We start from the raw sequence: 26,479 nt of genomic DNA on the forward strand, positions 1-26,479 counted from the left end.
CCGTTGAAGAACGCCGCCGCAATCGCATTATAAACGGAAAGGAAGTATGAAATGACAGCAACTCAGCGGATGAAAGCCATGGTAAACGGACAGCCGGTCGACCGTGTCGGTGTGTCGGCGTGGAAGCATATTTATTTGGAGGACCGGCATCCGGTTGATTTTGTAAAGCGTACCTGCTCCTTCCAGCAGGATAATGATTGGGATTTCGTCAAAGTAAGCTACAACGGATATTTGATGCCCGAAGCATTCGGCGCTGATATCGCATGGAGTCCGGATTCCAATACGTTTCCAACGATGCTAAAACATAACGTCAATCATCCGGCGGAGTGGGCGGAGCTCAAACCGGCCAGCGTTACCGAGGGTGCGCTGCGGCGTGAAATCGACGCAACGGCGCGCATGGTTGAGCATTTTAAGGGAGAGGTTCCGATTCTGCCGACGATTTTCAGCCCGTTAACCGCAGCGCAGGAAATGTCGTGCGGCTGGCTGAACCCTTGGCCGCTGATGGCCGATATGCAATACAGCCCGAGCGAACTGCATCAGGGCTTGGAAATCATTGCGGAGACGACGGCGCGGTTTATGGAGGAACTGGTCAAGGTCGGCGTCGACGGTGTGTTTTTCGCCACGCAGCTTGCGTGCTATAACCGCGCGACGAAGGAGCAGTATGACGAATTCGGCCGCAAGTACGATCTTAAGCTGCTCGACGCGATTCAGGATAAAACTTGGCTGAATATGGTGCATATCCATGGCGCGGAGCAGCTGTTCTTCACGGAAATCGAGGATTATCCGGTGCAGGCCTTTAACTGGGAGGATATCAATAGCAATATTTCGCTTGCGTACGCGCGTGCGCATACGGATAAGATTCTTTGCGCGGGCATTGAGCATGTACATGACTTTTACGAACCCGATCGCGCGGTATTAAAGGAAAAGCTGCGCGCGCGCGTCCAAACGGCGATCGCAGCCGCCGGCAAGGAAAAGCTGGTGATCGGGCCGGGCTGCGTTGTGCCGACGGATGTGCCGGAATACCGCCTTACCGTGCTGAAGGAAGTCGTTGAGGAGATGGGTGCAAATGGCTGATACGGCGAAAAAGGCGCGGATCGGCATTCTGGGCTGCGGGCAGATCGTCAAGATCCGGCATGCGCCCGAGCTGGCCGCGTGCCGGTGGGCGGAGCCCGCGGGTTTCTATGATTTTTATCCTGAACGCGCGGAAGAATACGCCGCCCAATATGGCGGCAGGGCATATGCGGATTATCATGATATGCTCGCCGACCCCACTGTTGACGGCGTGGTCGTCTGCACGGCAAACAATGCGCATGCCGCCATGTCCATTGAAGCGCTGCAAGCCGGGAAATATGTATTGTGCGAGAAACCCATGGCTACGACGCGGGAGGACGCCGAACGGATTTTGCGGGTGGAAAAAGAGAGCGCCGGCTTTTTTATGGCGGCGCACAATCAGCGGTTTACGCTGGCACACAAAACGGCCAAAGCGCTGCTGGCGAGCGGAGAAATGGGAAAGGTGCTGTCCTTTCGCTGCACCTTGGCGCATCCGGGTCCAGAGCGGTTTAGCGTAAACCGTTCAAATGCGACTTGGTATTTTAACAAAGCGGCCTCCGGTTTGGGCTGCGTGTCCGATCTGGGCATTCATAAATGCGATGTTTTAATGCATATCCTTGGCGAGCCGATCACATCGGTTGGCGCGATTGCCGGCACGCGCGATAAACGGGACGAAAGCGGAAAGCTCGCCGCAATTTATGATAACGCGGTATGTGTGCTGGAAACGGCTTCGGGTATCATGGGAACACTCAGTCTGTCCTATACCAATTACGGTGGAATGGAGAATACGACCGTATATTACTGCGAAAAAGGCGTGCTTCGCGTACAATACCATCCGGACTGTGCGCTGGAGGTCGTCATGGACGGGGGACAAACGACCCGCTATTATGACGTTCCGAATCCACGTTCAGGCGTCGTAGATGCTTTTGCCGAAGCGATTGTGACAGAAAAAGCGTCGCCGATAGCGGCCGCGCAGGCCTTTCAGGCAATGAAAACCGTTTTTGCGATTGATGAAGCCGCGCGCAGCGGGTCGTTTGTGAAAATAGGGTAAGGCAAGATGACAGACAATCCCCTATATATCTCCTTCTGCATCGTCGGCCGGTATAAATCCCATGCGGGACGGCTGCATCCTGTTACAGGGAAAGCATCGAAGTCTTTGGCTTCGGTGCTTTTCACTCTTTTCTTAAATATGGCGCATTTCTATAATGCAGTTTTTGCACACGATCTTCCTCTTGTAGTTCACAAGGTCATCGGACATCCGCAGAATATGCAATTCGGCATATATTTTTTAAGACGACGTTTTCAGTGGATTTCATAATAAGTACACTCCTAAATAAATTTTACATGTTTTAAGTGATCTACATTCTTCGACATTGATCTACCATTCCTCCCCATCTCTTTTCATATTTATCATATATGCGTTTAAAATATGGCTGCCATCTTGGCAGCCATATTTTCATGCCGTTTCATCGATCGCCGTCATAAGAAAGGAAGATAATTGTTTTAAACTTACGCTGGATGTATATGCAAAATCAACCTCGAGCATGAAGGAAGAATCGGTAAGAAAGTTCGAAAATATGATTGCGCTCTCGTCAATCCAATAGTGGTCAAATATTGGTCAAAAACATAATGACTTAATAATTTTGGAGTTTATCATGATGTTTTGTTTCTAAAACCCTCAAATTTCAAACTTATTGCGAATCTATTCGCGCTATGGTATAATAATAGCAGTTGAAAATAAAAATGAGGGAGTATCCATGAAAACAAAACGATGGGTAGTCGCCGCTCCGGATCGGGAACGCGTGCGCGCGTTGACCCAACAGGGCGGGTTTGCACCGCTGACTGCGGCGGTGCTTGCCGCCCGCGGCATCGACACGCCGGAGGCCGCCGCGGACTATCTGAGCTGTGAAACGTCTGGTCTGCACGACCCGATGCTGCTCGCCGATATGGACCGGGCGGTCGCCGTCATCCGGGGGGCGCTGCAGCGGGAAGAACGGATCGTCGTGTATGGCGACTACGATGTGGACGGTATCACGGCGACCTGCATCTTGGTGCGCTATCTGCGCTCGGTGGGCGCCGTGTGCGATTATTATATTCCAAACCGTTTGAGCGAGGGCTACGGCCTGACACGCGAATCCATGACCGAGCTGTATGAAAAGGGTACGCGCCTGCTGATCACTGTTGATTCGGGCATTACAGCTAATGAGGAGATCGACATAGCGCGGGCGCTTGGCATGCGTGTGGTGGTTACCGATCACCACGAGTGCCACGATACGCTGCCCGCCGCGGACGCGGTGGTCGACTATAAGAGGCCGGGCTGTTCGTACCCGTTCTGCCATCTGGCAGGCGTGGGCGTTGCATTCAAGCTGGTGTGCGCGCTGTCGGGCGACGCAGAGGGCATGCTGAAACAATATGCCGACCTGATTGCCCTCGGCACGGTGGCCGACGTGATGCCCATTGTGGGCGAAAACCGCGTCATTGTGGCCGCGGGCCTGCGCAGGATGGCGGAAACGAGCAACCTCGGCCTGGAAATGCTGTTGCGGGAAGCCGGTATGAAAAACAGGCGGCTTACCAGCTCGACAATCAGCTTCGTGCTCGCCCCGCGCATCAACGCCGCCGGGCGTATGGGCAAGGCCGAGCTCGCCGCCGAATTGTTCCTGACGGACGCCGCCGTGCGCGCGCAGGAGCTTGCCGCCGAGCTCTGCGAGCAGAACAAGCTGCGGCAGAACGAGGAAAACCAGATTTTAGAGCAGGCGCTTTTGCGCCTGCGCGCCGAATATAATCCCATGGAGGACCGCATCATCGTGCTCGCGGGCGAAAACTGGCACCATGGCGTGATCGGCATCGTGTGTTCGCGCCTGTGCGACCGGTACGGTTGTCCGGTCGTGCTGATCGCGCTCGACGAGCATACGGGCAAGGGATCGGGACGGTCGGTCAAGGGCTTTAACCTGTTTGAGGCGCTCGCTTCGTGTGAAGATCTGCTGGAAAAATACGGTGGGCATGAGCTTGCCGCCGGACTGACGGTCTCGCGCGGGCAGGTCGAAACGCTGCGCGCACGGCTCAAAGCCTATGCGGAAGACCGGGTGGACGCGGCGGACATCCAGCCGCAGCTGCATATCGACTGCGCAATCGAGCCTGCGTGGATCACCGAGCAGAATATTGAGAGCCTCAGCGTGCTCGAACCCTACGGCATGCAGAACGCCGAGCCGGTCTTCTGTATGAAAGATATGACAGTCGAGGAGATCACGCCCATCTCGAGCGACCGCCACGTGCGGCTAACGCTGTCCAAGGGCGGCTCTAGATGGACGGCGATGCTGTTCGGCACTGGTGTGGGCGGATGCGGCTTTGTGGAGGGCAACACGGTAGACGCGGCGTTTCATTTGGAGATCAACGAGTTTCGAAGCAGGCGCACGGTGCAGCTCACGCTGTGTGATGTTCGGCTGAGCGAATGTGAAAACCTGGCCGATCAGAAGCTTTTGAACCTATACAATACTTACATGGCCGACGGCCCGCTGACCGCGCCAGAGGCGCGCGTGTTGCTGCCCGACCGGGCCGATCTGGTCGCGGTGTGGCGGCATGTCGTGTGCCGCGCGGAGGACGGGCGGCTGACCGTGCCGTCAAACGCGCTTTCGCGCCGCATCGCGTGGGAGAGCCGGAGAAGCATCAACATTGGCAAGCTGTTTGTCTGCCTGGATGTATTTTCTGAGTCGCAGCTCATCAGCTACCATTTCAAAGAAGGCATGCTCAACATCATTCTCAAGCACTATGAGGGCAAGGCCGATATATCGGGCTCGGTCGTGCTGGCCACACTGCAAAGCATGGCGGGCTGACCGGGGACGGGGGAGAACAGTATGCAAGATAAATTGGATTTTTTGCTGGAGCGCGTAAAGAAACAAAACCCGCAGGCCAATATCAAGAAGATACGCGCCGCCTATGAGTGCGCGACCGCCGCGCACGAGGGTCAGAAACGGAAAAACGGCGAGCCGTATATCATCCATCCGGTCTCGGTGGCTGAAATCATTATCGAAATGGGGCTGGACACGGATTCCATCTGCGCCGGCCTGCTGCACGACTGCATTGAGGATACCCAGTTTGGCTACCGAGAGATCGAGAATAAATTCGGCACCCCGGTGGCGGAGTTGGTCGACGGCGTGACCCGCCTGGGTATGCTGCGCTATTCCAAGGAGCAGGAGCAGTTTGAGGATCTGCGCAAGATGTTTTTGGCGATGGCAAAGGATATCCGCGTCATCCTCATCAAGCTGGCCGACCGTCTGCACAACATGCGCACCATCCAATACCTTCCCGAGCGTAAGCAGCGCGACAAAGCGCTCGAAACCATGGAAATTTACGCACCGATCGCGCACCGTCTCGGTATGCAGCGCGTCAAGTGGGAGCTGGAGGACCTGTCCCTGAAATGTCTGGATCCTATCGGCTACAACGAGATCGTCGAGGGTCTGCGCGCGCAGAGCGACCAGCATGAAGAGTTTTTACAGGGTATTACCGCGCGCATCAGCGGCAAGCTTAGGGAAGCGGGCATCGAAAACCATATTTCAGCGCGCGTCAAGCACATTTATTCGATCTACCGCAAAATGTACGCCCAGCATAAGACCATCAATGAGATTTACGATATCTGCGCAGTGCGCGTGATCGTAGACACTGTGGCAGACTGCTATAACGTGCTCGGCTATGTGCACGATCTGTATAAGCCCATTCCCGGACGCTTTAAGGACTATATTTCAACGCCCAAGCCCAATGGCTACCAGTCACTGCACACGACGGTTATCGGCCGCGCGGGCATTCCGTTTGAAATCCAGATCCGCACGGCGGAAATGCACAAAACAGCGGAATACGGCGTCGCGGCGCACTGGAAATACAAGCAGGGGCTGGATAAGGCGGGCAACGAGCAGGCTTTCGCGTGGATTCGCCAGCTTCTCGAAGCGCAGCAGGACACCGAGGCAGAGGATTTCATTAAAAACATCAAGGTCGACCTGTTTGCCGACGAGGTGTTCGTCTTCACGCCCAAAGGGGACGTGGTCAACATGCCGGCCGGAGCGACGCCGATCGACCTTGCGTATGCGATCCACTCGGCGGTCGGCAACCGTATGACCGGCTGCAAGGTAAACGGCCGCATCGCGCCGATCGACAGCCAGCTCAAAAACGGCGACATCGTCGAGATTTTGACCTCCAAGGAAGCGCGCGGCCCGTCGCGCGATTGGGTCAAGATCGTCAAGACGACCGAGGCGCGCAATAAGATCAAGCAGTGGTTCAAAAAGGAATGCCGCGAGGAGAACATCGTCAACGGCCGCGACGACCTAGATCGCGAGCTGCGCGCCAATCTGCTTTATAACGGTTTTTATGAAAACGAGGACGTGCGCAAAAACGCGCTCAACAAGTTTTCTTTCAACACGCTCGACGAGCTTTACGCCGCGATCGGCTACGGCGGCATCACGCTGACCAAGGTCATTAACAAGATCAAGGACGATGTGGGCCGCATCCGCCGCCAGCATGAGCTGACCGACCGGGTCAACCAGCCGCCGCAGAGCGAGCCGCGCCGCCCGTCCAAAAGCCATTCGGGCGTCATCGTCGAGGGCATCGATAACTGCTTAGTCAAGTTCGCGCGGTGCTGTACGCCGATCCCGGGCGATGAGATCGTCGGCTTTGTCACACGTGGATACGGCGTATCCATCCACAGGCGCGACTGCGTCAACGTCCATATCGAGGAGGACCCGGATCGTTGGGTCAACGCCTGGTGGGACGAGGGGCTGGCGATCAGTGACCGCAGCAGCCGGTTCTCTACCGGCTTGCAGATCTCGACCCGCAGCCGCATCGGCGTACTGAGCGACGTGACGGCGGTGCTCGCCGCCTGCAAGATCAATGTGCACGAGATTTCGGCGCGCGACCTGAATGATGGCTTTGGCGTGATCAACGCGATGGTCGACGTGGCGGGCGTGCACCAGCTAGACAATCTCATCAGCCGCCTGCGCTCGATCAAGGGTGTGCTCGATGTGACGCGCACAGTGGATACGAATTAAGGGGAACAGGCAATGAGAGCACTGATTCAGCGTGTGTCGCGCGCGTCGGTCACGATCGGCGGCGTGGTGCGCGGACAGATCGGGCGGGGCTTTTTGGTGCTGCTCGGTATCACGGACGGCGACACCGTGGAGGATGCACAGTATCTGGCGGATAAAGCCGTCAAGCTGCGCGTGTTTACCGATGAAAACGATAAAATGAACCGCGCGCTTGCCGATGTGGACGGCGCGATGCTGGTCGTATCGCAGTTCACGCTGTACGGCGACTGCAAAAAGGGCAACCGGCCGAGCTTTATCCGCGCGGCTCGGCCGGAGACCGCGGTCCCGCTGTATGAGGCGTATATCGCGCGCTGCCGGGAGAGCGGGCTCAACGTCGAGACCGGCGAGTTTGGAGCGGATATGCAGGTCGAGCTGCTCAACGACGGCCCGGTGACCCTTTGGATGGACACGGCCGATATGAGAGGATAAGGAGAAGACCCATGAAGATCATTCAGCTTCGTGTCGGCATGGTCGGCACCAATTGCTATATTGTTTACGATGAGGCGAGCCGCGACGCCGCGGTCATCGATCCGGGAGACAACGCCCCCTCTATTTTAAAAGCGGTGGAGGAGGAAAACCTCAAAGTGCGCTATGTGCTTTTGACACACGCCCATTTTGACCATATCCTTGCCGCGCACGCGGTGCTGGAGACCACGGGGGCAAAATACGTCGTGCCCGAGGGCGACACGTGGCTGCTGAAGCGTGAAAACATGGGCGAGTTCCGCGCGTTTGCAAATGGCTATACCGAGGACGCGCCAGATATTTTGGCAGGCGAGGGTACCAAGGTATCCTTTGGCGGTCTGATCGCCGAATATATGAATACCCCGGGACACACGCCCGGCTCGTCGGTCATCCGAATCGGGGATTGCCTGTTTACGGGCGACACACTGTTCCGTCATGAATGTGGGCGCTGCGACCTTGAGGGCGGCGATTTTGGGCAAATGCTGGCCTCGCTTAAGCGCCTGCACGACCTTGAGGGCGATTATAAGGTTCTGCCTGGGCATGAGGGCATTTCGACGCTGGCCGACGAGCGTGCACACAACCCGTATATGCTGCAGGCGACCGGACGATGATCTATATTCTGCAAGGGCACGAGCTTAAGCACGCGGCCGAGGAAATGCTGTTCCATCTGCTGCCCACGCAGACGCTTTCACGCGGCCCGTCGGTTCCGGAAGACGGGGATTACTGCCTTTCTTCGCTCATCGAACGGGACGGCGCCGTAACCGTTCGCGCGGAAACGAGATTAGACGGCGTTACGCGCTATTCCGTACAGCAGGCACCGGTTGACGGTCTCGATGCGCTTTCGCGGAAGCGCGCTGATACCGAACTGGTAAAGCTGACGATTTATGAATCTGTGGTTCCGGCACTGCGGCAAGCGCCTGTTTGGGGGGCTTTGACCGGCGTGCGTCCGGCCAAGCTCGCGCGGGGGCTGATCGAACGCGGTATGAGCCGTGGCGAGACAGCCCAGCATCTGCGCGGGCATTTTTTCGTTTCTCCCGCCCGCGCCGCGCTGGCCATTCGCGCCGCCACGACTGCCATTGAGCTGGACCGGCGCATCGGGCCGCAGGACGTCTCGCTGTATGTGGGTATCCCATTTTGCCCGTCTCGCTGCTATTACTGTTCGTTCGTCTCATCGACGACAGCGCAGTCGGGGCATTTGATCGAGCCTTATCTGGACGCGCTGTGCCAAGAGATTGAAGAGACTGCCGCGCTTCTCCGCGAGGCGGGCAAACGGGTGCAGAGCGTGTATATCGGCGGCGGTACGCCCACCACGCTGTCCGAGACACAGCTTGCGCGGCTGCTGGATGTGCTTTCTCGCGCGTTTGATTTTTCCGCGCTTTGTGAATATACTGTGGAAGCGGGCCGGCCGGATACGATCACCCGCGGTAAGCTGCGGACGCTTCGAACGGCAGGCGTCGGCCGCGTCAGCATCAACCCGCAGTCGATGGATGATCAGGTGCTCGCACAGATCGGGCGGAAACACTCGGCGGACGATGTGCTGCGCGCGTTCGCGCAGGCGAGGGAGGCTGGATTTGGCATCGTGAATATGGATGTGATCGCCGGCCTTTCGGGCGATTCGGCGGACAGCTTCGCCCGGACGGTCGAACGGCTAATCGAGCTTTCGCCGGAAAATATCACCGTGCACACGCTTGCCATCAAGCGCGGCGCTGATCTGACCGACAAAGCCGCCGCCTCCGCGCAGCGGCAGACGGTATCCGCTATGCTGGACAGTGCTAACAACGCGCTTCAAATGGCTGGATATGGGCCATACTACTTGTATCGGCAGAAATTCACGGCCGGAGGCTTTGAGAATGTCGGCTGGTGCAAGGCGGATACCGCGTGCTTTTACAATGTCGCGATGATGGAAGAACTGCAAACCATCCTGTCGCTCGGCGCGGGCGGCGTATCCAAGCGCGTCGACCGGGGCACCGGATGGATCGAACGTTTCAACAATCCCAAGTACCCGCTGGAATATATCCGGGCGGGGGACCGCCTGACGGCGGGGAAACGAAAGCTGCTGTTGCCCGCACCATAGAGAAGGAGGGAGTATTATGGCAGAATTTACGCTCAAATATATCAACCACCGCGCGCACTATGAAGCGGCTGCGTTTATCATGGACTGCGAAACCCATTACCGGAAACAGGTTTCCATGGTGGCGGATGAGATCGCTGCGAACAGCAGCCAAAAGCCAATCGTGCTGCTTAACGGGCCATCTTCGAGCGGTAAGACAACGACCAACGACCGCCTATGCCGCGCGCTCGAACGCCGCGGCATTCACGCGGAGACCATCTCGATGGATGATTACTACCGTACAGTCGGCACCTATGAGGTGCCGCGCGATACCGAAAACGACGTGCCAGATCTGGAAAGCCCCGAGTGCATGAATCTGCCGCTGCTGAGCCAGCATCTGGCGCGGCTGGCGGCGGGAGAGGAGATCGAGGTGCCGCGGTTTGACTTTGAAACGCGCACCTTTATCCCGGACACGCGGGCGCTGCGCCTCGACCCGGATGAGGTCGTGCTCATCGAAGGCATCCATGCGTTTAACCCGGTCATCATGGGCGATCTCGCGCACGCGGCGACCAGCGTTTACCTGTCGGTCGCAAGCACGGTGGTGCCGCAGGAGGGGGCAAGGCTAGAGCCTTATATGCTGCGCTTCCTGCGCCGCGCACTGCGGGACCGGCTGTTCCGCAACTCTCCGGTTGCGGAGACGCTGGGGCAATGGAAGTCGGTGCGTCGGGGCGAACGGCTCTATATCCGGCCTTTCCGCGGCCAGGCAAATCTGACGGTAGATACCTTTTTGCCCTATGAAATCTGTATTTTGATGCAGAAATTATCGGATGATCTTCAAAACCAGCAGGAAGCACTGCAAAAGGCCGATTTGGCCCCTGTTTATGCGGTTCTGGGTAATATCGAGCCCATTGAGTACAAAAACATCATCCCGGAAGACTCGGTTCTGCATGAGTTCATCGGCTAAAAAGGCCGCAAAGCCGCATTATAGCTTGCTTTTTGGCAAGTGTTGATTTATAATAAGGCCAATGTCAGGCGATAGGAACGCCGAAAGGAGCGACACGCGATGGACGCAACCGTACAGACCTTGCTGGACAAGATCAGAGTCGTCGCGGACAAAACCAGCAAAGCGGCAGGCCGCGCGGCGGACGCCGCAGGCAAAAAAGCCACCGAGCTGGCAAGCGCGACCCGCATCAACCTGCAAATTTTTGATTTAAATACCGAATGCGAGGTGCTCTATAAGGAGATCGGCAGGATGGTGTACGAGGTGCACCAAGGCGCTGAGATCGCAAACGATGAGATCGACGGCCGCATCGGGCAGGTCGATGAAAAGCAGGCAAAGATTGCTTCTCTCCGCGAGGAGCTGTCCGGCATGAAGTCGTTTGTCACCTGCCCGAGCTGCGGCAGGCAATGCAGCAAGGATGATTCTTTCTGCTCCAGCTGCGGCGGCGCGCTGTAAAAGCGCATATTTTGCATCGCCCGGCCATACGGTTAGTAACAGATTAGACGAAGGGCGTGCATAGCTTGCAGCGTAAAAAACAGAACTTTATCCAAGGCGCGATGATTTTGGTGATTGCAAGCGCACTTGTTAAAATTATCGGCGCGTTTTATAAGATCCCGCTTAAAAATATTGTTGGCAGCGAGGGTATGGGCCTGTTTTCTGTTGCTTACCAGTTATACAATGTGATGCTGGTGGTCGCAACGGTTGGGCTGCCCGTTGCGCTGTCCAAAATGGTCGCCGAGGCGGTCACGCTGGGCAAGATGCGCGAGGTGCGCCGCATCGTCAAGGTTGGCGCCGCGGTCTTTGTGCCGATCGGCGTGGTTTGCTCGGTGTTGCTGTTCGCGTTTGCGGAGCCGCTCGCTGTTGCATTCGGCAACGGGGATGCAGCGCTCGCCGTGGTCGCGATTGCGCCGAGCGTGCTGCTGGTCGCGGTCATTTCGGTATTTCGCGGGTATTACCAAGGCCTTTCCAACATGGTGCCGACCGCGGTTTCGCAGGTCATTGAAGCGCTGTGCAAGCTGTGCATCGGTCTGGTATTAGCCTCGATGGCGCTCCGGCGGGGCATGGCTATGCCGGTCGTCGCCGCGATGGCGATTCTGGGCGTTACGCTCGGCGAAGCGTTTTCCGCGCTTTACCTGATCGTCCGTTCTCTGTTCGCCCGGACGAAAGAACGCGCACCCGTCCTGAACGACAGCATGCGCTCGTGGAAAGAGCTTGTGAAAACGCTGCTCATGCTGGCCATTCCGGTAACGGTGAGTAATTCGGTCATGAGCCTGACCAACCTGATCGATACCGCGCTCGTCATGAACCGGCTGCAGGACGTGGGACTCAGTCAGGTGGCAGCCACCGAACTGTATGGCATCTATAACACGATGCCGGTCGCTCTGTTCGGCTTGCCGCAGACGCTTATCACTGCGCTTTCTGTCAGCATCCTGCCTGCGGTAGCAGGTGCGGTCGCCGCACAGAATTTCACCAAAGCCAGCAAGACCATCGGCACTTCGCTTCGGCTGGGCATGCTGATCTCGCTGCCGGCCGGCGTTGGGCTTGGCGTCCTTGCCGGGCCGATCCTGCGCCTGCTGTATTCAAAGGATACGGTCGCCGCCACGCCCATGCTTCAGATTCTCAGCGTCGCGGTCCCGTTTGTCGCAGTCGTTGCGCTGACCAATTCGATCCTACAAGGGCTGGGACGGGCCGATCTATCGCTTATCAGCATGTTTGTCGGCGCGATGCTCAAGCTGATTTCTGAATATCAGCTGCTGGGCAACCCGGATGTGCAGATCCTCGGCGCGCCGGTTAGCACGGTGCTGTGCTATTTTGCCGTTGTCATCGTCAATATCGTGAATATCGGCAGGCTGTCCGGCGCGCTGCCGCCGTTGTCCGGCACGGTGCTGCGTCCGCTGGCCGCTGCGGCCGGTATGGGGGCGTGCGCCTATATCCTGCACACAGTGCTGGCGGGCGTCGCCGGCGATACACTCGCTACGATCGGCGCGATCTGCATCGCGGCTGCCGTTTATCTGGTGTTGCTGCTGTTGCTGCGCGCGGTTGACCGGGACGATGTGCTGCTTTTGCCATATGGCCAAAAAATTGCGGACGTTTTGCGTCTGCGTTGACAGGGAAGTATATAAATGGTTGATTTTCAGCAGAAAGATAAATATGATTTTAACGACCTGCTCCGCATCATGGAGATCCTGCGTGCGCCGGATGGCTGCATGTGGGATCGCGAGCAGGATCACCACACGATTCGCCGCAATTTTATTGAGGAGACTTACGAAGTCTGCGAGGCGATTGACGAAGAGGACGCCGAGCACCTCAAAGAGGAATTGGGCGACGTGCTACTCCAAGTCGTGTTTCACACGGAGATGGAGCGGGAAAAGGGCGTTTTTGACATTGGCGACGTGGCGGACGGCATCTGCAAAAAGCTGATCTATCGCCACCCGCATATTTTTGCAAATACTGAGGTTTCGTCGTCTGACGAGATCCTCAGCAACTGGGACAAGCTCAAGCGCCGCGAAAAGCATCAGGAGACGGATACCGATGCGCTGCAAAGCGTGGCGCGGTCGCTGCCCGGCCTGATACGCGCCGAAAAGCTTCAGAAGAAAGCCGCCAAGGTCGGCTTCGACTGGAACGGCGTCGAAGGCGCTTTGGATAAAGTCACTGAGGAACTGGACGAGGTGCGCCAAGCAATGGCGGGACAGGGGGACGTTGAGGAAGAACTCGGCGATCTGCTGTTTTCAGCCGTTAACGTGGCGCGGTTCGCGAAAGTCGACCCGGAACGGGCGCTGGAAAAGTCCAGCGATAAATTTATCCGCCGGTTTGCGCAAATGGAAAAGCTGGCGGCCGAACAAGGCAAGGTGCTGTCTGATCTGAGCCTTTCAGAGATGGACTCGCTTTGGAATATATCGAAAAAGATATAAACGGAGGTAAAAAACATGAAAAAGAGCGATTTTGTGACCCTGGTAGCCGAGAAGACAGGCATGTCGAAGAAGGACACTGAGAAGACGATCGACGCTGTTTTCGCGGCGATGAGCGACGTTCTGGCCGAGGGCGACAAGCTGCAGATGAGCGGCTTCGGCACTTTTGAGACCAAAACCCGCGCTGCCCGCACCGGTCACAATCCGCGCACTGGCGAATCTATCGAGATCGCTGCTGCCACCATCCCGACATTCAAGCCTGGTAAGGCGCTGAAGGACAGAGTCAACGCCAAGTGAGACTGGATAAATACCTAAAGGTATCCCGGCTTATCAAACGTCGCACGGTTGCGAACGACGCGTGCGACGCTGCGCGCATCACGGTGAACGATAAGCCGGCCAAGGCCTCCTATCAGGTCAAGGTCGGCGACGTAATCGAGATCGCGTTCGGCCAGCGCACCGTCAAGGTGGAGGTGCTCGGACTATCCGAGCACGCGCTCAAAGCGGACGCGGCGGCTATGTACCGAGAGCTTCAGTCATAAAATATCCCGCTCCATCGTATGATGAATGGAGCGGGACGTTTTATTTTAAGGGAGGTCATGGTGCATGGCAGGCGAAGAACGCATGAAAGATATGCCGCATACGATCATTCTGGAGGGACGGGAAAAGCTGTCTGTCTCCGGCGTGATCGATGTGCAGAGCTTTGATGAAGAGCAGGTGCTGCTCGAAACCGTGCGCGGTATGCTCGTCGTGCGGGGACAAGGGCTGCATGTCGAGCGGCTGCAGCTCGAAGCGGGCGAGCTGATCGTAGAGGGGGAGGTCGGCTGCTTAGAATATGACGACAGCGTGCAGCCAAGGGGCGGCTGGCTGTCGCGGCTGTTCGGCAGGTGAGCGGCCTATGTTTTTGCCGCTTCAGGAGCAGGCGCTCACAGTGCTGCAAAGCGTGTTGCTAGGTGTGGGGATCGGATTTTACTATGATGTGCTACGGGCATTCCGGCGGCATGTGCGCGCGGGCGCGGCACTGACCGCGCTGTGCGACGCACTGTTCTGGCTCGGCCTGCTCGCCGCTCTGTTTGAGTTCAGCCTGGTGTTCGCGCCCGGGCAGAACCGGTATTATGTGCTCGCGGGCGCGGCTGTCGGCGGGCTTTTGTATTTTGCCCTGCCAAGCGAGTTGGTGCTCGGCCTGCTCAGCCTCGTTCTGGACGCGCTGTCGTTTGTCCGTAAAAAGATCGTGCAGGCTGCACGCTGGGTGCGCGCGCTGGCAGTACGGCTTGAGATACGCAAAAAAATTCGGGGATTTGTAAAAAAGTTTGAAAAAAGCTCTTCCATTTTTCGCAAAAAGGGTATAAAATAATAGCCGTATCAGTTGAAAAGTGTGGACTGGAGCGAGGTGAGCGCAGCATGACGAAAAGGCAAATGCCTTGGCTGGTCAAGATAGCCATGCTGGCGTTTCTGCTTTACGCAGTTGTCACGATTGTCAACTTGCACGCGCAGATTGCGGAAAAGAAAGCGCAGCTTGGCACGCTGGACAGGCGGGTTGAGGAATACCAGGCGTCGAATGACGCGGTGCGCGAGGAGCTGAAAGGCGGCGTTTCGGATGAGGATATCAGCGAGATTGCCCGCACGGAGCTCGGCTATGCGGAGCCAGGCGAGCGTGTCTTTGTCGACACGTCGAGCAGATAGGTAAACCAAATAACGGAGGCAAAACAATTTATATGGATTTGGCAGTGGGATCGATCGTGGACGGCAAGGTGACCGGTATCACCAAATTCGGCGCGTTTGTGGCATTGCCCGAGGGCAAATCGGGTATGGTGCACATTTCGGAGGTCGCGTCGAGTTTCGTCAATGACATCAAGGATTTTTTGCAGGAAGGCCAGGAAGTGAAGGTCAAGATCATTGGGATTGATCAGGCCGGACGCATTAACCTGTCCATCAAAAAAGCGCAGGCGCCCCAGCAGGGGCCGGGGAACTTTGTCCCGCGCCAGCCGCGTTTTTCGCGTCCATCCGCGCCGCGGGGACGCGCGGCGCAGCCGCCCAAGGATCCTGCGAGCATGACGTTTGAGGATAAGCTCAAGGCATTCATGTCGGACAGCGAGACCCGGCAGGCTGACGTGCGCCATGCGACTGACCGCAAGAACGGCTCACGCCGCCGTAAATAGGATAAAAACCGAGGCTTGCCTCGGTTTTCCTTTTATCCCATAGAAAAAAGAGGGCGTCCTGCCGCTTGCCGCGGCCGGACGCCAAAAATAGGATTGTGGGGATAAAGATATGAACGGTGCATGGCAGCATTTCTGCTACCATGGTTAATATACCATAAATTACAAATAATGTCAATTACTTTTTTAAAAAAGAGGAATCGGATGAAGCGTACACTGATAAAAAACGTGACGGTGGTCACCATGAATGAAAAAGACGAGCGGTTTCCCGGTTGGATCGTGTTGGAGGGTGGAAAGTTTGGCGCGCTCGGCGCGGGGCTGCCCCCGGCGGACGCGTTTGATGAAACCGTGGATGGGCAGGGCGGGTATCTGCTGCCCGGCTTGATCGATGTGCACTCCCACCTCGGCCTATATGAGGACGGCCTCGGCTTCGAGGGAGCGGACGGCAATGAGGACACGGATCCGATTACACCGCAGCTGCGCGCGATTGACGGTGTGAACCCGATGGATCAGGCTTTCCGGGAGGCGCTCGATGCGGGCGTGACCACGGTGGCGGTCAGCCCGGGCAGCGCAAATCCTATTGGCGGGCAGGTCGCGCTGGTCAAAACGGCGGGCCGGCGGATCGACGACATGGTGCTGAAAGCGCCGCTCGCGGTGAAATTTGCTTTTGGCGAAAACCCTAAGTCGGTCTATCATGATAAGGATGAGACGCCTGTGACACGGATGGCCACGGCGGCGCTTATCCGTGAGCAGCTCTATAAGGCTAAGGAATATCTCTGGCGAAAGGAGCGCGCACAGGCTGACCCCGATGAGGACGAGCCTGATTACGACATGAAGCTGGAGGCGCTCGTGCCGCTGCTGCGGGGCGAGATCACGGCGCATTTCCATGCGCACCGCGCGGACGATATTTTCACCGCGCTGCGGATTGCAAAGGAATTTGAGTTGCGCCCGGTCATCGTGCATGGCACCGAGGCACACATGGTGGCTGATCTGCTGGCAGGGGAAAACGTACCAGTGGTAAACGGGCCGTATATGACCGACCGTTCCAAGCCGGAATTAAAGAACCTGACTGAGCGCGCCCCCGCGCTGCTGCGGGAGGCCGGCATCGAGACTGCGATCACGGTCGACCATCCGGAGATCCCGCTCCGGCTGCTGCTGACGGCTGTGCAGCTTGCTGTGCGCGCGGGCATGGATGAAACCGACGCGCTGCGTGCCGTCACCTCGGTACCCGCACACATTGCGGGCATGGGCGACCGCTTAGGTATGCTGAAACCCGGTATGGACGCTGACCTTGTACTGTTTTCCGGGCATCCGCTCGATTGGAAAAGCCGTGTGCAGGCCGTCTGGGTGGACGGCGAAACGCAGGTTAGGAGGATGTAAATGAAAACTATTGATGTAAAAGATGTGACCGCGCTCGTGCGTAAGCTGTGCATCAACGCAAACTATTACCTGCCCGCCGACCTGCGGCAGGCGTTTATCGAGGGTGAGAAAGCCGAACAGTCGCCGCTGGGCAAGGAGATCTTCGGAGAGATGATCGCAAACTGTGACCTTGCGCGGCAGAACGACGTACCGGTCTGCCAGGACACGGGAATGGCGGTCATTTTCGCGGAGATTGGACAGGACGTGCATCTGGTGGGCGGCGATTTTGAGGCCGCGGTCAACGAAGGCGTGCGCCGGGGCTACATCGACGGCTATCTGCGCCTGTCGGTCGTTGGCGACCCACTACGCCGCGAGAATACGAATGACAATACGCCCGCGATCTTGTATACATCGATCGTGCAGGGCGAGCAGGTCAAGATTACGGTCGCGCCCAAGGGCTTCGGCTCGGAGAATATGTCGGCGATGAAGATGTTTACGCCGGCCGCTGCTAAAGAAGATATTGTAAAATTTGTGACCGATGCCTGTGTGAACGCGGGTTCCAACCCCTGCCCGCCCATCGTGATCGGCGTGGGACTGGGCGGCACGTCGGACAAGGCGGCCTACCTCGCCAAGCGCGCGTTGCTGCGTCCGGTAGGCGTGCATCACAGCGATCCGCTTTATGCCGAAATGGAGCAGGAAATATTAGAGCAGGTAAACGCCTCGGGCGTTGGCCCGCAGGGGCTGGGCGGCACGGTCACCGCGCTTTCGTGTGCGATCGAGCCGTTTGGCACGCATATCGCGGGGTTGCCGTGCGTGGTCAATATTTCATGCCATGTCACCCGTCATGCAGAGGGGATCCTTTAAGGTTTCTTGGGGAAAATGCTGAACAAAATGTAAAAATATCGAAAATATATTGGACAATATAGATAAAGACGTGGTATACTAATGGTAGCAAATCCCCATATAGTAACAAGGGCCCGCGGCCCGTTAGGAGATGATGTTATGAAGTTCACCATCGTCGAGAGAAAAATGAAGATTGAAGATGATCTGCGGGAGTACGCGCTGCGCAAGGTCGAAAAGCTCGATCGGTATTTCCATCAGGATTCCGATGCGACGCTGACTTTCAGCGAGCTGCGCGGTAGGCAGACGGTGGAAATTACGGTGCGCCAGAGCGGTCTGGTTATCCGTGCCGAGGAAACCACGACGGACATGTTCGCTTCGGTGGACGGCGCGATCAGCAGCATCGAACGCCAGATTCGCAAGCACAAGACCCGCTTGGAGAAACGGTTGCGCGAGGGAGCCTTTGATAAGGCCGCTGAGCAGCAGGCTGCGCTTGCCGAGGAGGATTTCGATATCGTGCGGCGCAAGCGCTTTGACGTAAAGCCGATGAGCGTGGACGAAGCTGTGCTGCAGATGAACCTGCTCGACCATCAGTTCTATTTCTTCCGTAACGCGGACAACGACAACCTGCACGCCGTTGTGTACAAGCGCGCTTCGGGCGGATATGGCCTAATCGAAGGCGAAGAATAAATAGGAAAACGGACAGGCCGGCAGCGCACGTGCGTTGCCGGCCTGTTTTGTGAGAAGACGGAGAAGACAAGATGGGACTTTGCGATATACATGACATTCGGGCGATTCTGGGCCGTCACGGCTTTCATTTTTCCAAATCGCTCGGACAGAATTTTTTAACGGACCCGTCGGTACCTGCAGGCATCGCGGAGGCGAGCGGTGCGGCGGAAACGCGGAACGTTATTGAGGTCGGCCCCGGCATGGGATGCCTGACTGCTGAGCTGTGCCGGCGGGCGGACAAGGTGGTCGCGGTCGAGCTGGACCGCGCGTTGCTGCCGGTCCTGGAAGAGACCCTTGCCGGATTTGACAATATTGAGGTCGTGCAGGGCGATGTGCTCGCGCTTGACCTGAAAGCGCTGTGCCGCGAAAAATTTGGAGACGCGCCCGCTGCCGCGTGCGCCAATCTGCCATATTATATCACAACGCCGGCTATCACCGCGCTGCTGGAAAGCGGGGCATTCACACGCATTACGGTCATGGTGCAGCGTGAGGTCGCGCGGCGCATCTGCGCCAAACCGGGAACACCGGATTATTCGGCGTTTTCCATCTATGTGCAGTACCACGCGGCTGCGGAGATCCTGTTTGATGTGCCCGCAGACTGCTTTGTGCCGCAGCCCAAAGTGGATTCGGCTGTGCTGCAGCTGACGCCGCTTGCAAAGCCTCCCGTCGAAACCCGGGATGAAAAACTGTTTTTCGCTCTGGTCCGCGCAGCGTTCAACATGCGCCGCAAAACGCTGGTCAATGCACTCGGCCCGGTGCTGGGCAGTCGAATAGGGAAAGCGGAGATTACGGCGCTGGTCGAGTCGGTCGGTCTGGACGTGCGCGTGCGCGGCGAACGCCTGTCGCTCGCGGATTTCGCAAAGCTGGCCGATGCGGTGTGTGAAAAGGGGGCGTGAAAGCCATGGCATCTACGCTGGAATTTGTACAGTATGTGTGCGACCAGTTGTCCGAGGCGGGGACCATCACGTTTAAACGCATGTTCGGTGAGTTTGGCCTTTACTGCGACGGTAAGTTTTTTGCAACCGTCGAGGATGACCAACTCTGCCTGAAAATGACTGAAGCAGGCAAGGAGTTGCTGGGCGAACCTGTGGTCATCGAGCCGCACGAGGGCGCGCACTACTTTTATATTGAAAATCTGGACGACCGCACATTTCTCGGCAGGCTTGTCCGCGCAACCTGCGGCGCGCTGCCCGCACGAAAGCCGCGAAAACGGAAAAAGGCATCTGAGCAAGGCTCAGATGCCTAAAATGAGCAGCGCCCCGATCATCAGCAGAAGATCCCAGTCCAAATCCTCGCCGTCGGACAGCAAAAACCATACGACGACGAGCACCAGGATCGTATCCATGTCCAGCTTAATGTTTTGCAGCCGTCCGGTCAGCAGGCGCGGGATCCCGGAAAAGACCGACGCGGAACCGGGCGGCGTTTGCTCGCCCGCGTGCTGCTGAGGAGGTTCAGGTTCGGCAGCAGGGGGGCTGGTATGTACCGGGGGCTGCTGTTGGGGTGCTGCGGCTGACGAAGCCAGATAGCGGTTGTACAAGAAGAATCTCTCCCTTGCTTAAAGCGATTGCGTGCCGTCTGGCGGCGCGTCTTTTTTTTGCCCGACCTGGCCGAGCGCGGCGCGCGCCATCCGCGCCATGCTGACTAGCCGCATCGCGTGGTCGAAGTGCCCTGCGACCTGGTCGGTGACAAAGGGCTTGACAGCATTCAAAAGCGCGCGTTTTTCCGGCCCTACCGCCGTTTGTCCGCTCTGCACGATGCTGCTGATAACGGGGAGTGCGCGCTCCATCAACTCCTGAGACGGGTCGTAATCCCGGCTGGGGGAGGGGGCGCCCATCCCGGGCGGAGCACTGCTTCCCGCGCTTGGCATCGTGCCGCCGCCCAGCATATCGGACGCCATTTTCATGGCGCTTTGCAGCTTCTCCGGGTCGTTAAACAGCGAAGAAAGCATATCATTGTCCATTGGACAGTCCTCCTTTATTTAGGGAATAGCATGCTGCGGATCTGGTTGGCGAGCGTCGCACCCTCGCCGGTCTGCATCAATTGGTTGGCCAACCGGGCGGCTTCAGCCATGTCGCCGCGCTGGACGGCCTGCGCCGCGCGTTCGAGCGCATCGGCGTTCTGGGATGAAATGATTTTGGCGGCTTTCTGTCCGTCGGGCGAGGAAAGCGCGGCGCGCAGTTTTTCCATGGTTTGGTCGCCGCCGGCCTGGTTGGCGAGCTGTCGGGCGATCTCATTAAAATCGGGCATTGGCATATCCCTCCGCAAGTCTTGATGCTGCATTATATGCGCGAGACCGCGGGAAATGTGAAAACGCGGGTTTACAACTTGGTTCAGCCGGTGTAGAATACGACATGTAACACGGTAAAGGAGTGGCAGTCGCATGAAGATCGTGGTTTTCGCGGATTCTCACGGGCGGAACGCGGGGATGTTTTATGTCATCGAACGGGAACGGCCCGATTCGGTCATCCATCTGGGCGATTACGCGGAGGACGCGGACGAGCTGGCTCGGGCGTATCCGGCGCTGCCGGTCTACCGGGTGCGCGGCAATAATGATTATGCTTCGGACGCGCCGCTCAATGCGGTCGTCACGCCGGATAACGTGCCGCTTTACCTGACGCACGGCCACAAGGAGCGGGTCTCGATGCTGTCGCCAGGCCATGTGGCAAGGCGGGCGCGGGAGGAAAAATGTGCGGTTGCGTTTTATGGGCATACGCATCGCGCACTGCTTGAACGGTCGGAAGGCGGCGTGTGGGTATGTAACCCAGGCAGCATCAGCCTGCCGCGCGGAGGCCCCGCGAGCTATGCTCGGCTCGTCATCGAAGACCATAAAGCGCGGCTTTTAGAGCTGCTGGACGAGGACGGGGAACGAATCGGCGCGGAGCGGCTGTAAACCAACATGAAAGGGAATCAGACATGCTTTTGGCAATTGACGTGGGCAATACCAATATGGTATTCGGCCTTTATGAAGGGAAGACGCTGCGGGGGGCGTTCCGTATTTCGACCAACGCCGAGCGCACCTCGGACGAGCTTGGTATGCAGATCATCCAATATTTTCAGTTTTTGAAAATGGATCCCGAGCAGACGCGTGCGGTGCTGATCGCGTCGGTCGTGCCGCAGGTCATGTATACGCTAGTCAACGCGATCCGCAAATATTTGCGTGTGCAGCCGCTGATGGCTGGGCGCGATGTCGACATTGGCGTGCCCAACCGCTATTCCAACCCGCGGGAAGTTGGTATCGACCGGTTGGTCAATGCGGTGAGCGCGGTCGAGGAATACGGAAAGCCGCTCGTGATCGTCGATATCGGCACGGCGACCACATTTGACGCAATCGATGCAAACGGCGCCTATCAGGGCGGCGCAATTTTTCCGGGCATCAAGGTCGCTATGGAAGCGCTGTTCCTGAAAGCCTCCAAGCTGCCGCGCGTCGATATCGAGCGGCCGGAGCACGCAATCGGCAAAACGACCGTGCAGTCGATGCAGTCGGGCGCGGTGCGCGGCTATGTCGGCGCGCTGACCGGCATCATCACCGATATCCAGCAGGAGCTTGGCGGGCAGGCGCGCGTCGTCGCAACAGGCGGCATGGGGCGCATGATGGCACAGTACTGTGACTTGATCGACGTAGTCGCTCCAAATCTGACGCTGGACGGACTGCAGCTTTTGTATGAGCGGAACCGATCGGCATTTCCGGGACAAAAGCTTGGAAACGGGGAACAGCCGATAGAAGTCAGCGAGGAGACTTGAGCATTGAAGCAGAATCAATACGACCGACGTGGTAATGAGTTCGCTCGCGTTTCACTACATCGCCTCCTTTGACGAAATGGCCAGACGGATATACCGCTGGCTTACGCCGGGAGGCACATTCGTTTTTTCTTGCGAACATCCGGTGTTTACCGCGCAGGGACCTCAACAGTGGCATACCGGGGCGGATGGGGAAATCCTGCATTTTCCGGTCGACCGCTATATTGAAGAGGGCGCGCGCGACGCGACATTTCTTGGTGAGCAGGTGACCAAATATCACCGGACGCTGACGAGCTACATCGGCGCGCTGCTGCAAAATGGCTTTTCGCTGACTGGGCTAACGGAACCGCAGCCCCCGCAGGAATTGATCGACACGGTGCCCGGCATGGCGGACGAGCTTCGCCGTCCAATGATGCTCATTCTTTCCGCAAAAAAATAAAAAAGAGCCTGCATAGTGCAGGCTCTTTTCGTTTGCTTATTTCCCGATGGGGAACGAGGGACACACGGCCGCGAGCGGGCAGTTTTGGCATTTGGGGCTTCTCGCGGTGCAGCATTCGCGGCCGTGCAGCACTAAACGGTGGCAGAAATCTGAGGACTCTTTGGGGTCGAGCAGCTTGCGAAGCGCGGTTTCAACTTTCAGAGGGTCTTTCTCGTCTTTGACAAATCCCAGCCGGTTTGACAGACGGATGCAGTGTGTGTCGGTGACGACGGCAGGCTGGCCGTAAATGTCGCCCAGAATCAAGTTGGCCGTTTTGCGGCCGATACCGGGCAGCTTCAGCAGATCCTCCATATTGTCCGGCACCTTGCCGCCAAAGTCGGCAAGCAGCATGACGGCGCAGGCCTTGAGGTCGCGCGCTTTGGTATGAAAAAGGCCGCAGGTCTTGATACCCGCTTCGATCTCATCGAGTGGCGCTTCTGCAAAGCTCTCAAGCGTCGGAAAAGTCTGAAACAGCTCTTTGGTCACGAGGTTTACACGCGCGTCTGTGCACTGGGCGGAAAGCCGCGTGGCGAACAGCAGTTCATAATCATGGGTGTATTGTAGGGCGCAGACAGCGTCAGGATAGGCTTCTTTGAGAAGCGTGGTCACCGCAGCGGCGCGTTCCTTTCTGGTCATATCTATCATCTCCCGTATTTGTCGATATTCTGTCATCATCATATCATAATCGACAGAAAATGCAAGCGGCGCGGCCGCTTTTAACAAATTTAACATAAAGAAGTGTGAAAGCGCTCTAAAATCTATCTGTTTGACGGTAGTAAAGCCCTATGAATTATGGTTTAATTAGTTTAAAGCAATGTGCAGATATTTGATGTGTTTGATGGAGGTTGCAAAATGGTTCGCGAAGCAATGGAATTTGTAAAAGCCTACGATCCCGAACTCGGCAAGATGATGCAGGCGGAATACGACCGCCAGTCCCGCAATATCGAGCTAATCGCATCGGAAAACATCGTCAGCGAGGCGGTCATGGCCGCGATGGGCTCGGTTCTGACCAACAAGTATGCCGAGGGGTATCCGGGCAAGCGCTACTACGGCGGCTGCGAATGCGTCGACGAAGTGGAGCTCCTCGCTATCAAACGCGTTTGTGAGGTGTTTGGCGCGAAATATGCCAATGTGCAGCCCCATTCGGGCGCGCAGGCCAACATGGCGGTGTATCAGGCGCTGGTTAAGCCGGGCGATACCGTGCTCGGTATGAGCCTTGATAACGGCGGCCACCTGACGCATGGTTCACCGGTCAACCAGTCCGGCCTTTTGTACCATATTGTGCCATACGGCGTCGATGCGAACGGCTATATCGATTACGATGCGCTGCGCGGACTTGCCAAAAAAGAGCAGCCCAAAATGATCATTGCGGGTGCCTCCGCTTATCCGCGCGCGATTGATTTTGCCAAGTTTGCCGAGATCGCGCACGAGGTTGGCGCATACCTGTTCGTTGACATGGCGCATATCGCGGGCCTGGTCGCTGCCGGCCTGCACATGAACCCGCTGCCGTATGCCGACGTTGTAACGACTACAACGCACAAGACCCTGCGCGGCCCACGCGGCGGCGTGATCCTGTCGAACAACGAAGAGCTGGGCAAGAAATTCAACAAGGCGATCTTCCCGGGCACCCAGGGCGGCCCGCTGATGCACGTCATTGCGGCTAAGGCCGTCTGTTTCGGCGAAGCGCTCAAGCCCGAGTTTAAGGCATATCAGAAGCAGGTCGTCACCAACGCCAAGGTGCTGGCGGACGCGCTCATCAAGCAGGGCTTCGATCTGGTTTCGGGCGGCACGGATAACCACCTGATGCTGGTTGATCTGCGCAAGACCGGCGTGACGGGCAAGGAATTGCAGCACCGCCTGGACGAGGTCTACATCACCGCGAACAAGAATGCCATCCCGAACGATCCCGAAAGTCCGTTCGTCACCTCCGGCCAGCGTATTGGCACGCCTGCGGTCACCGCGCGCGGCTTTGGAGAGCCCGAAATGCTGCGCATTGCCGAGTTTATCTGGCAGACCGCGACAGACTTCGAGAATAAGGCCGACGAGATTCGCCACAACGTCACTGAAATCTGCGCCAATTTCCCGATTTATTAATAAGTTTAAAAGCCGTCTTTCTGTAAGAGGAAAGGCGGCTTTTTGCTTTTTGTCAGCTGAGCGTATATCAGGTTGGTTTATGAAAAGTTGCTGTATGTATGTGTCGAAATTGGGGAGAATTTGTAGGAACTAAACAAATATCTTGCGATTTTCAGCTTGTATGGTATACTGGATGAAGAGGGACGACAATAAACAGGAAGGGGACATAACCATGGCAATCGAACTGAAACTAACCGGGCTCAAAGGCTTTGTAGGAGGGGACGAGCTTCAAAACCTTGCGCCGATGACGGCCGCTGCTCAGGAGCTGCTACATAGCGGCAAGGGCGCGGGCAATGATTATCTGGGTTGGGTTGAGCTGCCGAACAACTATGACCGCGAAGAGTTTGACCGGATCAAGAAAGCCGCCAAGAAGATCCAGCAGTCCTGCGATGTGCTTGTGGTCATTGGAATAGGCGGGTCCTATCTGGGTGCGCGTGCGGCCGTTGAATTCGTGGGCGGCCAGATGTACAATGGCGTCCGGCCCGCGGGCATTCCCGAGGTCTATTTTGTGGGCAACAATATATCCTCCTCTTATTTGAACGATATCGTCCAAATCATTGGTGAGCGCGATTTTTGCGTCAACGTTATTTCCAAATCCGGAACGACGACTGAACCCGCGATTGCATTTCGCATTTTTAAGAAGAAGATTGAAGAGAAATACGGCAAGCAGGGCGCGAAAGACCGCATTTTTGCCACGACCGACAAGGCTCGCGGCGCGCTGAAAAAGCTGGCGGACGACGAAGGATATGAGACCTTTGTCGTGCCGGATGACGTGGGTGGACGGTTTTCAGTGCTGACGGCGGTTGGTCTGCTGCCTATGGCGGCGGCGGGCGTCGATATTGACGCGGTGATGGCGGGCGCCAAGGCGGCGTACGACGCATACGCCTCAGGCACCGACCACGACTGCGCCCGATATGCCGCGCTTCGCAATATCCTATACCGTAAGGGCAAGGGTATGGAGATTTTGGTCAACTATGAGCCTGCGCTCGTCATGCTGGGCGAGTGGTTCAAGCAATTGTTTGACGAATCCGAGGGCAAGGATCATAAGGGTATCTTTGCCACCTCGGCCAACTTCTCGACCGATCTGCATTCTATCGGCCAGTTTATTCAGGACGGTGCGCGCAACCTGTTTGAAACCGTGGTCTGGGTCAAGGAGCCGCGCGCGGAAAGCCTGATTGAAGAGGCGGAGGCCGATATTGACGGGCTGAATTATTTAGCCGGCAAGAGTGTGCAATTCGTCAACTCCAAGGCATATCAAGGCACGCTGATCGCGCATATGGACGGCGGCACGCCCAACATCCTGCTGGAGATCGACCGGGCGGATGCTTGGCATTTCGGCTATCTTGTTTATTTCTTTGAGAAGGCCTGCGGCATTTCGGGTTACCTGCTGGGCGTTAATCCGTTTAACCAGCCGGGCGTAGAGGCATATAAGAAAAACATGTTTGCGCTGCTCGGTAAGCCGGGCTTTGAAGAACGGAAAAAGGAACTGGAAGCGCGGCTGTAAGCAACT

At 57.1% G+C, this 26,479-nt stretch carries 30 protein-coding genes and 1 pseudogene; 27 read left to right on the plus strand and 4 right to left on the minus strand.

Annotated elements, in window-relative coordinates:
* The first annotated feature begins 51 nt into the window (after positions 1–51).
* The 22 genes from SO058_RS02625 to SO058_RS02730 all read left to right on the plus strand — a co-directional run bounded on the left by SO058_RS02625 (position 52) and on the right by SO058_RS02730 (position 19,866).
* Positions 52–1,074 carry a uroporphyrinogen decarboxylase family protein gene (locus SO058_RS02625; protein ID WP_320841440.1) on the plus strand — a complete coding sequence of 341 codons (1,023 nt, stop codon included), beginning with the start codon at positions 52–54 and terminating at the stop codon, positions 1,072–1,074.
* The gene (locus SO058_RS02630; RefSeq protein WP_320841441.1) at positions 1,067–2,101 is read left to right on the plus strand and encodes a Gfo/Idh/MocA family protein; all 1,035 of its coding nucleotides are present in this window, start codon (positions 1,067–1,069) and stop codon (positions 2,099–2,101) included. The genes SO058_RS02625 and SO058_RS02630 overlap by 8 nt, the downstream gene beginning before the upstream one ends.
* A 706-nt stretch (positions 2,102–2,807) precedes the next feature.
* Complete coding sequence (gene recJ / locus SO058_RS02635; protein ID WP_320841442.1) at positions 2,808–4,880, plus strand: single-stranded-DNA-specific exonuclease RecJ; 2,073 nt, start codon at positions 2,808–2,810, stop codon at positions 4,878–4,880.
* A 21-nt stretch (positions 4,881–4,901) separates the two neighbouring features.
* A complete protein-coding gene (locus SO058_RS02640) occupies positions 4,902–7,082 on the plus strand; it encodes a RelA/SpoT family protein (RefSeq protein ID WP_320841443.1) in 2,181 nt (726 codons plus the stop codon).
* Between the two features lie 12 nt (positions 7,083–7,094).
* A complete protein-coding gene (gene dtd, locus SO058_RS02645; protein WP_320841444.1) occupies positions 7,095–7,547 on the plus strand; it encodes a D-aminoacyl-tRNA deacylase in 453 nt (150 codons plus the stop codon).
* An 11-nt stretch (positions 7,548–7,558) separates the two neighbouring features.
* Positions 7,559–8,191, plus strand: coding sequence for an MBL fold metallo-hydrolase (locus tag SO058_RS02650; protein WP_320841445.1), 633 nt, complete (start codon positions 7,559–7,561; stop codon positions 8,189–8,191).
* Complete coding sequence (gene hemZ, locus SO058_RS02655) at positions 8,188–9,654, plus strand: coproporphyrinogen dehydrogenase HemZ (RefSeq protein ID WP_320841446.1); 1,467 nt, start codon at positions 8,188–8,190, stop codon at positions 9,652–9,654. The genes SO058_RS02650 and hemZ overlap by 4 nt, the downstream gene beginning before the upstream one ends.
* 16 nt (positions 9,655–9,670) lie before the next feature.
* Entirely contained in the window at positions 9,671–10,594 is a 924-nt protein-coding gene (locus SO058_RS02660; RefSeq protein WP_320841447.1) for a uridine kinase family protein, read from the plus strand.
* A gap of 99 nt (positions 10,595–10,693) precedes the next feature.
* Positions 10,694–11,086, plus strand: a complete 393-nt coding sequence (locus SO058_RS02665) for a zinc ribbon domain-containing protein (protein WP_320841448.1) — start codon at positions 10,694–10,696, stop codon at positions 11,084–11,086.
* A gap of 65 nt (positions 11,087–11,151) precedes the next feature.
* A complete protein-coding gene (locus SO058_RS02670) occupies positions 11,152–12,738 on the plus strand; it encodes a putative polysaccharide biosynthesis protein (RefSeq protein WP_320841449.1) in 1,587 nt (528 codons plus the stop codon).
* A 15-nt stretch (positions 12,739–12,753) separates the two neighbouring features.
* Positions 12,754–13,542 (plus strand): nucleoside triphosphate pyrophosphohydrolase, encoded by a 789-nt coding sequence (gene mazG, locus SO058_RS02675; RefSeq protein WP_320841450.1) that lies wholly within the window; start codon positions 12,754–12,756, stop codon positions 13,540–13,542.
* Between the two features lie 15 nt (positions 13,543–13,557).
* Positions 13,558–13,836, plus strand: coding sequence for an HU family DNA-binding protein (locus SO058_RS02680; protein WP_320841451.1), 279 nt, complete (start codon positions 13,558–13,560; stop codon positions 13,834–13,836).
* Positions 13,833–14,078 carry an RNA-binding S4 domain-containing protein gene (locus SO058_RS02685; RefSeq protein ID WP_320841452.1) on the plus strand — a complete coding sequence of 82 codons (246 nt, stop codon included), beginning with the start codon at positions 13,833–13,835 and terminating at the stop codon, positions 14,076–14,078. The genes SO058_RS02680 and SO058_RS02685 overlap by 4 nt, the downstream gene beginning before the upstream one ends.
* A 64-nt stretch (positions 14,079–14,142) precedes the next feature.
* Positions 14,143–14,427, plus strand: coding sequence for a sporulation protein YabP (gene yabP / locus SO058_RS02690; protein WP_320841453.1), 285 nt, complete (start codon positions 14,143–14,145; stop codon positions 14,425–14,427).
* A 7-nt stretch (positions 14,428–14,434) separates the two neighbouring features.
* On the plus strand, positions 14,435–14,890 hold the full coding sequence (gene yabQ, locus SO058_RS02695) for a spore cortex biosynthesis protein YabQ (RefSeq protein ID WP_320841454.1): 456 nt from the start codon (positions 14,435–14,437) through the stop codon (positions 14,888–14,890).
* Positions 14,891–14,937: 47 nt separating this feature from the next.
* Positions 14,938–15,219, plus strand: coding sequence for an FtsB family cell division protein (locus SO058_RS02700; RefSeq protein WP_320841455.1), 282 nt, complete (start codon positions 14,938–14,940; stop codon positions 15,217–15,219).
* Positions 15,220–15,251: 32 nt separating this feature from the next.
* On the plus strand, positions 15,252–15,695 hold the full coding sequence (locus tag SO058_RS02705) for a S1 RNA-binding domain-containing protein (RefSeq protein ID WP_320841456.1): 444 nt from the start codon (positions 15,252–15,254) through the stop codon (positions 15,693–15,695).
* Between the two features lie 201 nt (positions 15,696–15,896).
* Positions 15,897–17,072 carry an amidohydrolase gene (locus tag SO058_RS02710; RefSeq protein ID WP_320841457.1) on the plus strand — a complete coding sequence of 392 codons (1,176 nt, stop codon included), beginning with the start codon at positions 15,897–15,899 and terminating at the stop codon, positions 17,070–17,072.
* Positions 17,073–17,915: a fumarate hydratase gene (locus SO058_RS02715; RefSeq protein WP_320841458.1), complete on the plus strand. Its 843-nt coding sequence runs from the start codon at positions 17,073–17,075 to the stop codon at positions 17,913–17,915.
* Positions 17,916–18,053: 138 nt separating this feature from the next.
* A complete protein-coding gene (hpf, locus tag SO058_RS02720) occupies positions 18,054–18,581 on the plus strand; it encodes a ribosome hibernation-promoting factor, HPF/YfiA family (protein WP_320841459.1) in 528 nt (175 codons plus the stop codon).
* A 71-nt stretch (positions 18,582–18,652) separates the two neighbouring features.
* Complete coding sequence (gene rsmA / locus SO058_RS02725; RefSeq protein WP_320841460.1) at positions 18,653–19,516, plus strand: 16S rRNA (adenine(1518)-N(6)/adenine(1519)-N(6))-dimethyltransferase RsmA; 864 nt, start codon at positions 18,653–18,655, stop codon at positions 19,514–19,516.
* A gap of 5 nt (positions 19,517–19,521) precedes the next feature.
* Entirely contained in the window at positions 19,522–19,866 is a 345-nt protein-coding gene (locus SO058_RS02730) for a TfoX/Sxy family protein (protein WP_320841461.1), read from the plus strand.
* On the opposite strand, the gene SO058_RS02735 is transcribed toward SO058_RS02730, so the two are convergent.
* The 3 genes from SO058_RS02735 to SO058_RS02745 are packed head-to-tail and all read right to left on the minus strand — an operon-like array spanning position 19,855 to position 20,867.
* Positions 19,855–20,157: a hypothetical protein gene (locus tag SO058_RS02735; RefSeq protein ID WP_320841462.1), complete on the minus strand. Its 303-nt coding sequence runs from the start codon at positions 20,155–20,157 to the stop codon at positions 19,855–19,857. The two genes, SO058_RS02730 and SO058_RS02735, sit on opposite strands and share 12 nt — an antisense overlap.
* A gap of 18 nt (positions 20,158–20,175) precedes the next feature.
* A complete protein-coding gene (locus SO058_RS02740; RefSeq protein WP_320841463.1) occupies positions 20,176–20,580 on the minus strand; it encodes a hypothetical protein in 405 nt (134 codons plus the stop codon).
* A gap of 14 nt (positions 20,581–20,594) precedes the next feature.
* Positions 20,595–20,867: a hypothetical protein gene (locus SO058_RS02745; protein ID WP_320841464.1), complete on the minus strand. Its 273-nt coding sequence runs from the start codon at positions 20,865–20,867 to the stop codon at positions 20,595–20,597.
* 133 nt (positions 20,868–21,000) lie between these two features.
* On the opposite strand from SO058_RS02745, the gene SO058_RS02750 reads away from it, so the two are divergent.
* The 3 genes and pseudogenes from SO058_RS02750 to SO058_RS02760 all read left to right on the plus strand — a co-directional run.
* Positions 21,001–21,510 (plus strand): metallophosphoesterase family protein, encoded by a 510-nt coding sequence (locus tag SO058_RS02750; protein WP_320841465.1) that lies wholly within the window; start codon positions 21,001–21,003, stop codon positions 21,508–21,510.
* Positions 21,511–21,533: 23 nt separating this feature from the next.
* Complete coding sequence (locus tag SO058_RS02755; RefSeq protein WP_320841466.1) at positions 21,534–22,361, plus strand: type III pantothenate kinase; 828 nt, start codon at positions 21,534–21,536, stop codon at positions 22,359–22,361.
* A 25-nt stretch (positions 22,362–22,386) separates the two neighbouring features.
* Positions 22,387–22,797, plus strand: a pseudogene (locus SO058_RS02760) (methyltransferase domain-containing protein); the annotation flags it as partial.
* A 36-nt stretch (positions 22,798–22,833) separates the two neighbouring features.
* Here the strand turns inward: SO058_RS02760 and nth are convergent.
* Positions 22,834–23,472 (minus strand): endonuclease III, encoded by a 639-nt coding sequence (gene nth / locus SO058_RS02765; protein ID WP_320841468.1) that lies wholly within the window; start codon positions 23,470–23,472, stop codon positions 22,834–22,836.
* 216 nt (positions 23,473–23,688) lie between these two features.
* Here nth and glyA point away from each other — a divergent pair, with 216 nt between their 5' ends.
* The gene (gene glyA / locus SO058_RS02770) at positions 23,689–24,930 is read left to right on the plus strand and encodes a serine hydroxymethyltransferase (RefSeq protein ID WP_320841469.1); all 1,242 of its coding nucleotides are present in this window, start codon (positions 23,689–23,691) and stop codon (positions 24,928–24,930) included.
* 211 nt (positions 24,931–25,141) lie between these two features.
* The gene (locus tag SO058_RS02775) at positions 25,142–26,473 is read left to right on the plus strand and encodes a glucose-6-phosphate isomerase (RefSeq protein ID WP_320841470.1); all 1,332 of its coding nucleotides are present in this window, start codon (positions 25,142–25,144) and stop codon (positions 26,471–26,473) included.
* Positions 26,474–26,479: the final 6 nt, after the last annotated feature.

It is taken from the genome of Agathobaculum sp. (assembly GCF_034098985.1).
GTDB lineage: Bacteria > Bacillota > Clostridia > Oscillospirales > Butyricicoccaceae > Agathobaculum.

Bases quoted from the DNA above. Each gene is read 5' to 3' on its own strand.
- SO058_RS02625 (WP_320841440.1), top strand. From the start codon at position 52: ATGACAGCAACTCAGCGGATGAAAGCCATGGTAAACGGACAGCCGGTC.
- SO058_RS02630 (WP_320841441.1), top strand. From the start codon at position 1,067: ATGGCTGATACGGCGAAAAAGGCGCGGATCGGCATTCTGGGCTGCGGG.
- recJ (WP_320841442.1), top strand. From the start codon at position 2,808: ATGAAAACAAAACGATGGGTAGTCGCCGCTCCGGATCGGGAACGCGTG.
- SO058_RS02640 (WP_320841443.1), top strand. From the start codon at position 4,902: ATGCAAGATAAATTGGATTTTTTGCTGGAGCGCGTAAAGAAACAAAAC.
- dtd (WP_320841444.1), top strand. From the start codon at position 7,095: ATGAGAGCACTGATTCAGCGTGTGTCGCGCGCGTCGGTCACGATCGGC.
- SO058_RS02650 (WP_320841445.1), top strand. From the start codon at position 7,559: ATGAAGATCATTCAGCTTCGTGTCGGCATGGTCGGCACCAATTGCTAT.
- hemZ (WP_320841446.1), top strand. From the start codon at position 8,188: ATGATCTATATTCTGCAAGGGCACGAGCTTAAGCACGCGGCCGAGGAA.
- SO058_RS02660 (WP_320841447.1), top strand. From the start codon at position 9,671: ATGGCAGAATTTACGCTCAAATATATCAACCACCGCGCGCACTATGAA.
- SO058_RS02665 (WP_320841448.1), top strand. From the start codon at position 10,694: ATGGACGCAACCGTACAGACCTTGCTGGACAAGATCAGAGTCGTCGCG.
- mazG (WP_320841450.1), top strand. From the start codon at position 12,754: ATGGTTGATTTTCAGCAGAAAGATAAATATGATTTTAACGACCTGCTC.
- SO058_RS02680 (WP_320841451.1), top strand. From the start codon at position 13,558: ATGAAAAAGAGCGATTTTGTGACCCTGGTAGCCGAGAAGACAGGCATG.
- yabP (WP_320841453.1), top strand. From the start codon at position 14,143: ATGGCAGGCGAAGAACGCATGAAAGATATGCCGCATACGATCATTCTG.
- yabQ (WP_320841454.1), top strand. From the start codon at position 14,435: ATGTTTTTGCCGCTTCAGGAGCAGGCGCTCACAGTGCTGCAAAGCGTG.
- SO058_RS02700 (WP_320841455.1), top strand. From the start codon at position 14,938: ATGACGAAAAGGCAAATGCCTTGGCTGGTCAAGATAGCCATGCTGGCG.
- SO058_RS02705 (WP_320841456.1), top strand. From the start codon at position 15,252: ATGGATTTGGCAGTGGGATCGATCGTGGACGGCAAGGTGACCGGTATC.
- SO058_RS02710 (WP_320841457.1), top strand. From the start codon at position 15,897: ATGAAGCGTACACTGATAAAAAACGTGACGGTGGTCACCATGAATGAA.
- SO058_RS02715 (WP_320841458.1), top strand. From the start codon at position 17,073: ATGAAAACTATTGATGTAAAAGATGTGACCGCGCTCGTGCGTAAGCTG.
- hpf (WP_320841459.1), top strand. From the start codon at position 18,054: ATGAAGTTCACCATCGTCGAGAGAAAAATGAAGATTGAAGATGATCTG.
- rsmA (WP_320841460.1), top strand. From the start codon at position 18,653: ATGGGACTTTGCGATATACATGACATTCGGGCGATTCTGGGCCGTCAC.
- SO058_RS02730 (WP_320841461.1), top strand. From the start codon at position 19,522: ATGGCATCTACGCTGGAATTTGTACAGTATGTGTGCGACCAGTTGTCC.
- SO058_RS02740 (WP_320841463.1), bottom strand. From the start codon at position 20,580: ATGGACAATGATATGCTTTCTTCGCTGTTTAACGACCCGGAGAAGCTG.
- SO058_RS02745 (WP_320841464.1), bottom strand. From the start codon at position 20,867: ATGCCCGATTTTAATGAGATCGCCCGACAGCTCGCCAACCAGGCCGGC.
- SO058_RS02750 (WP_320841465.1), top strand. From the start codon at position 21,001: ATGAAGATCGTGGTTTTCGCGGATTCTCACGGGCGGAACGCGGGGATG.
- SO058_RS02755 (WP_320841466.1), top strand. From the start codon at position 21,534: ATGCTTTTGGCAATTGACGTGGGCAATACCAATATGGTATTCGGCCTT.
- nth (WP_320841468.1), bottom strand. From the start codon at position 23,472: ATGACCAGAAAGGAACGCGCCGCTGCGGTGACCACGCTTCTCAAAGAA.
- glyA (WP_320841469.1), top strand. From the start codon at position 23,689: ATGGTTCGCGAAGCAATGGAATTTGTAAAAGCCTACGATCCCGAACTC.
- SO058_RS02775 (WP_320841470.1), top strand. From the start codon at position 25,142: ATGGCAATCGAACTGAAACTAACCGGGCTCAAAGGCTTTGTAGGAGGG.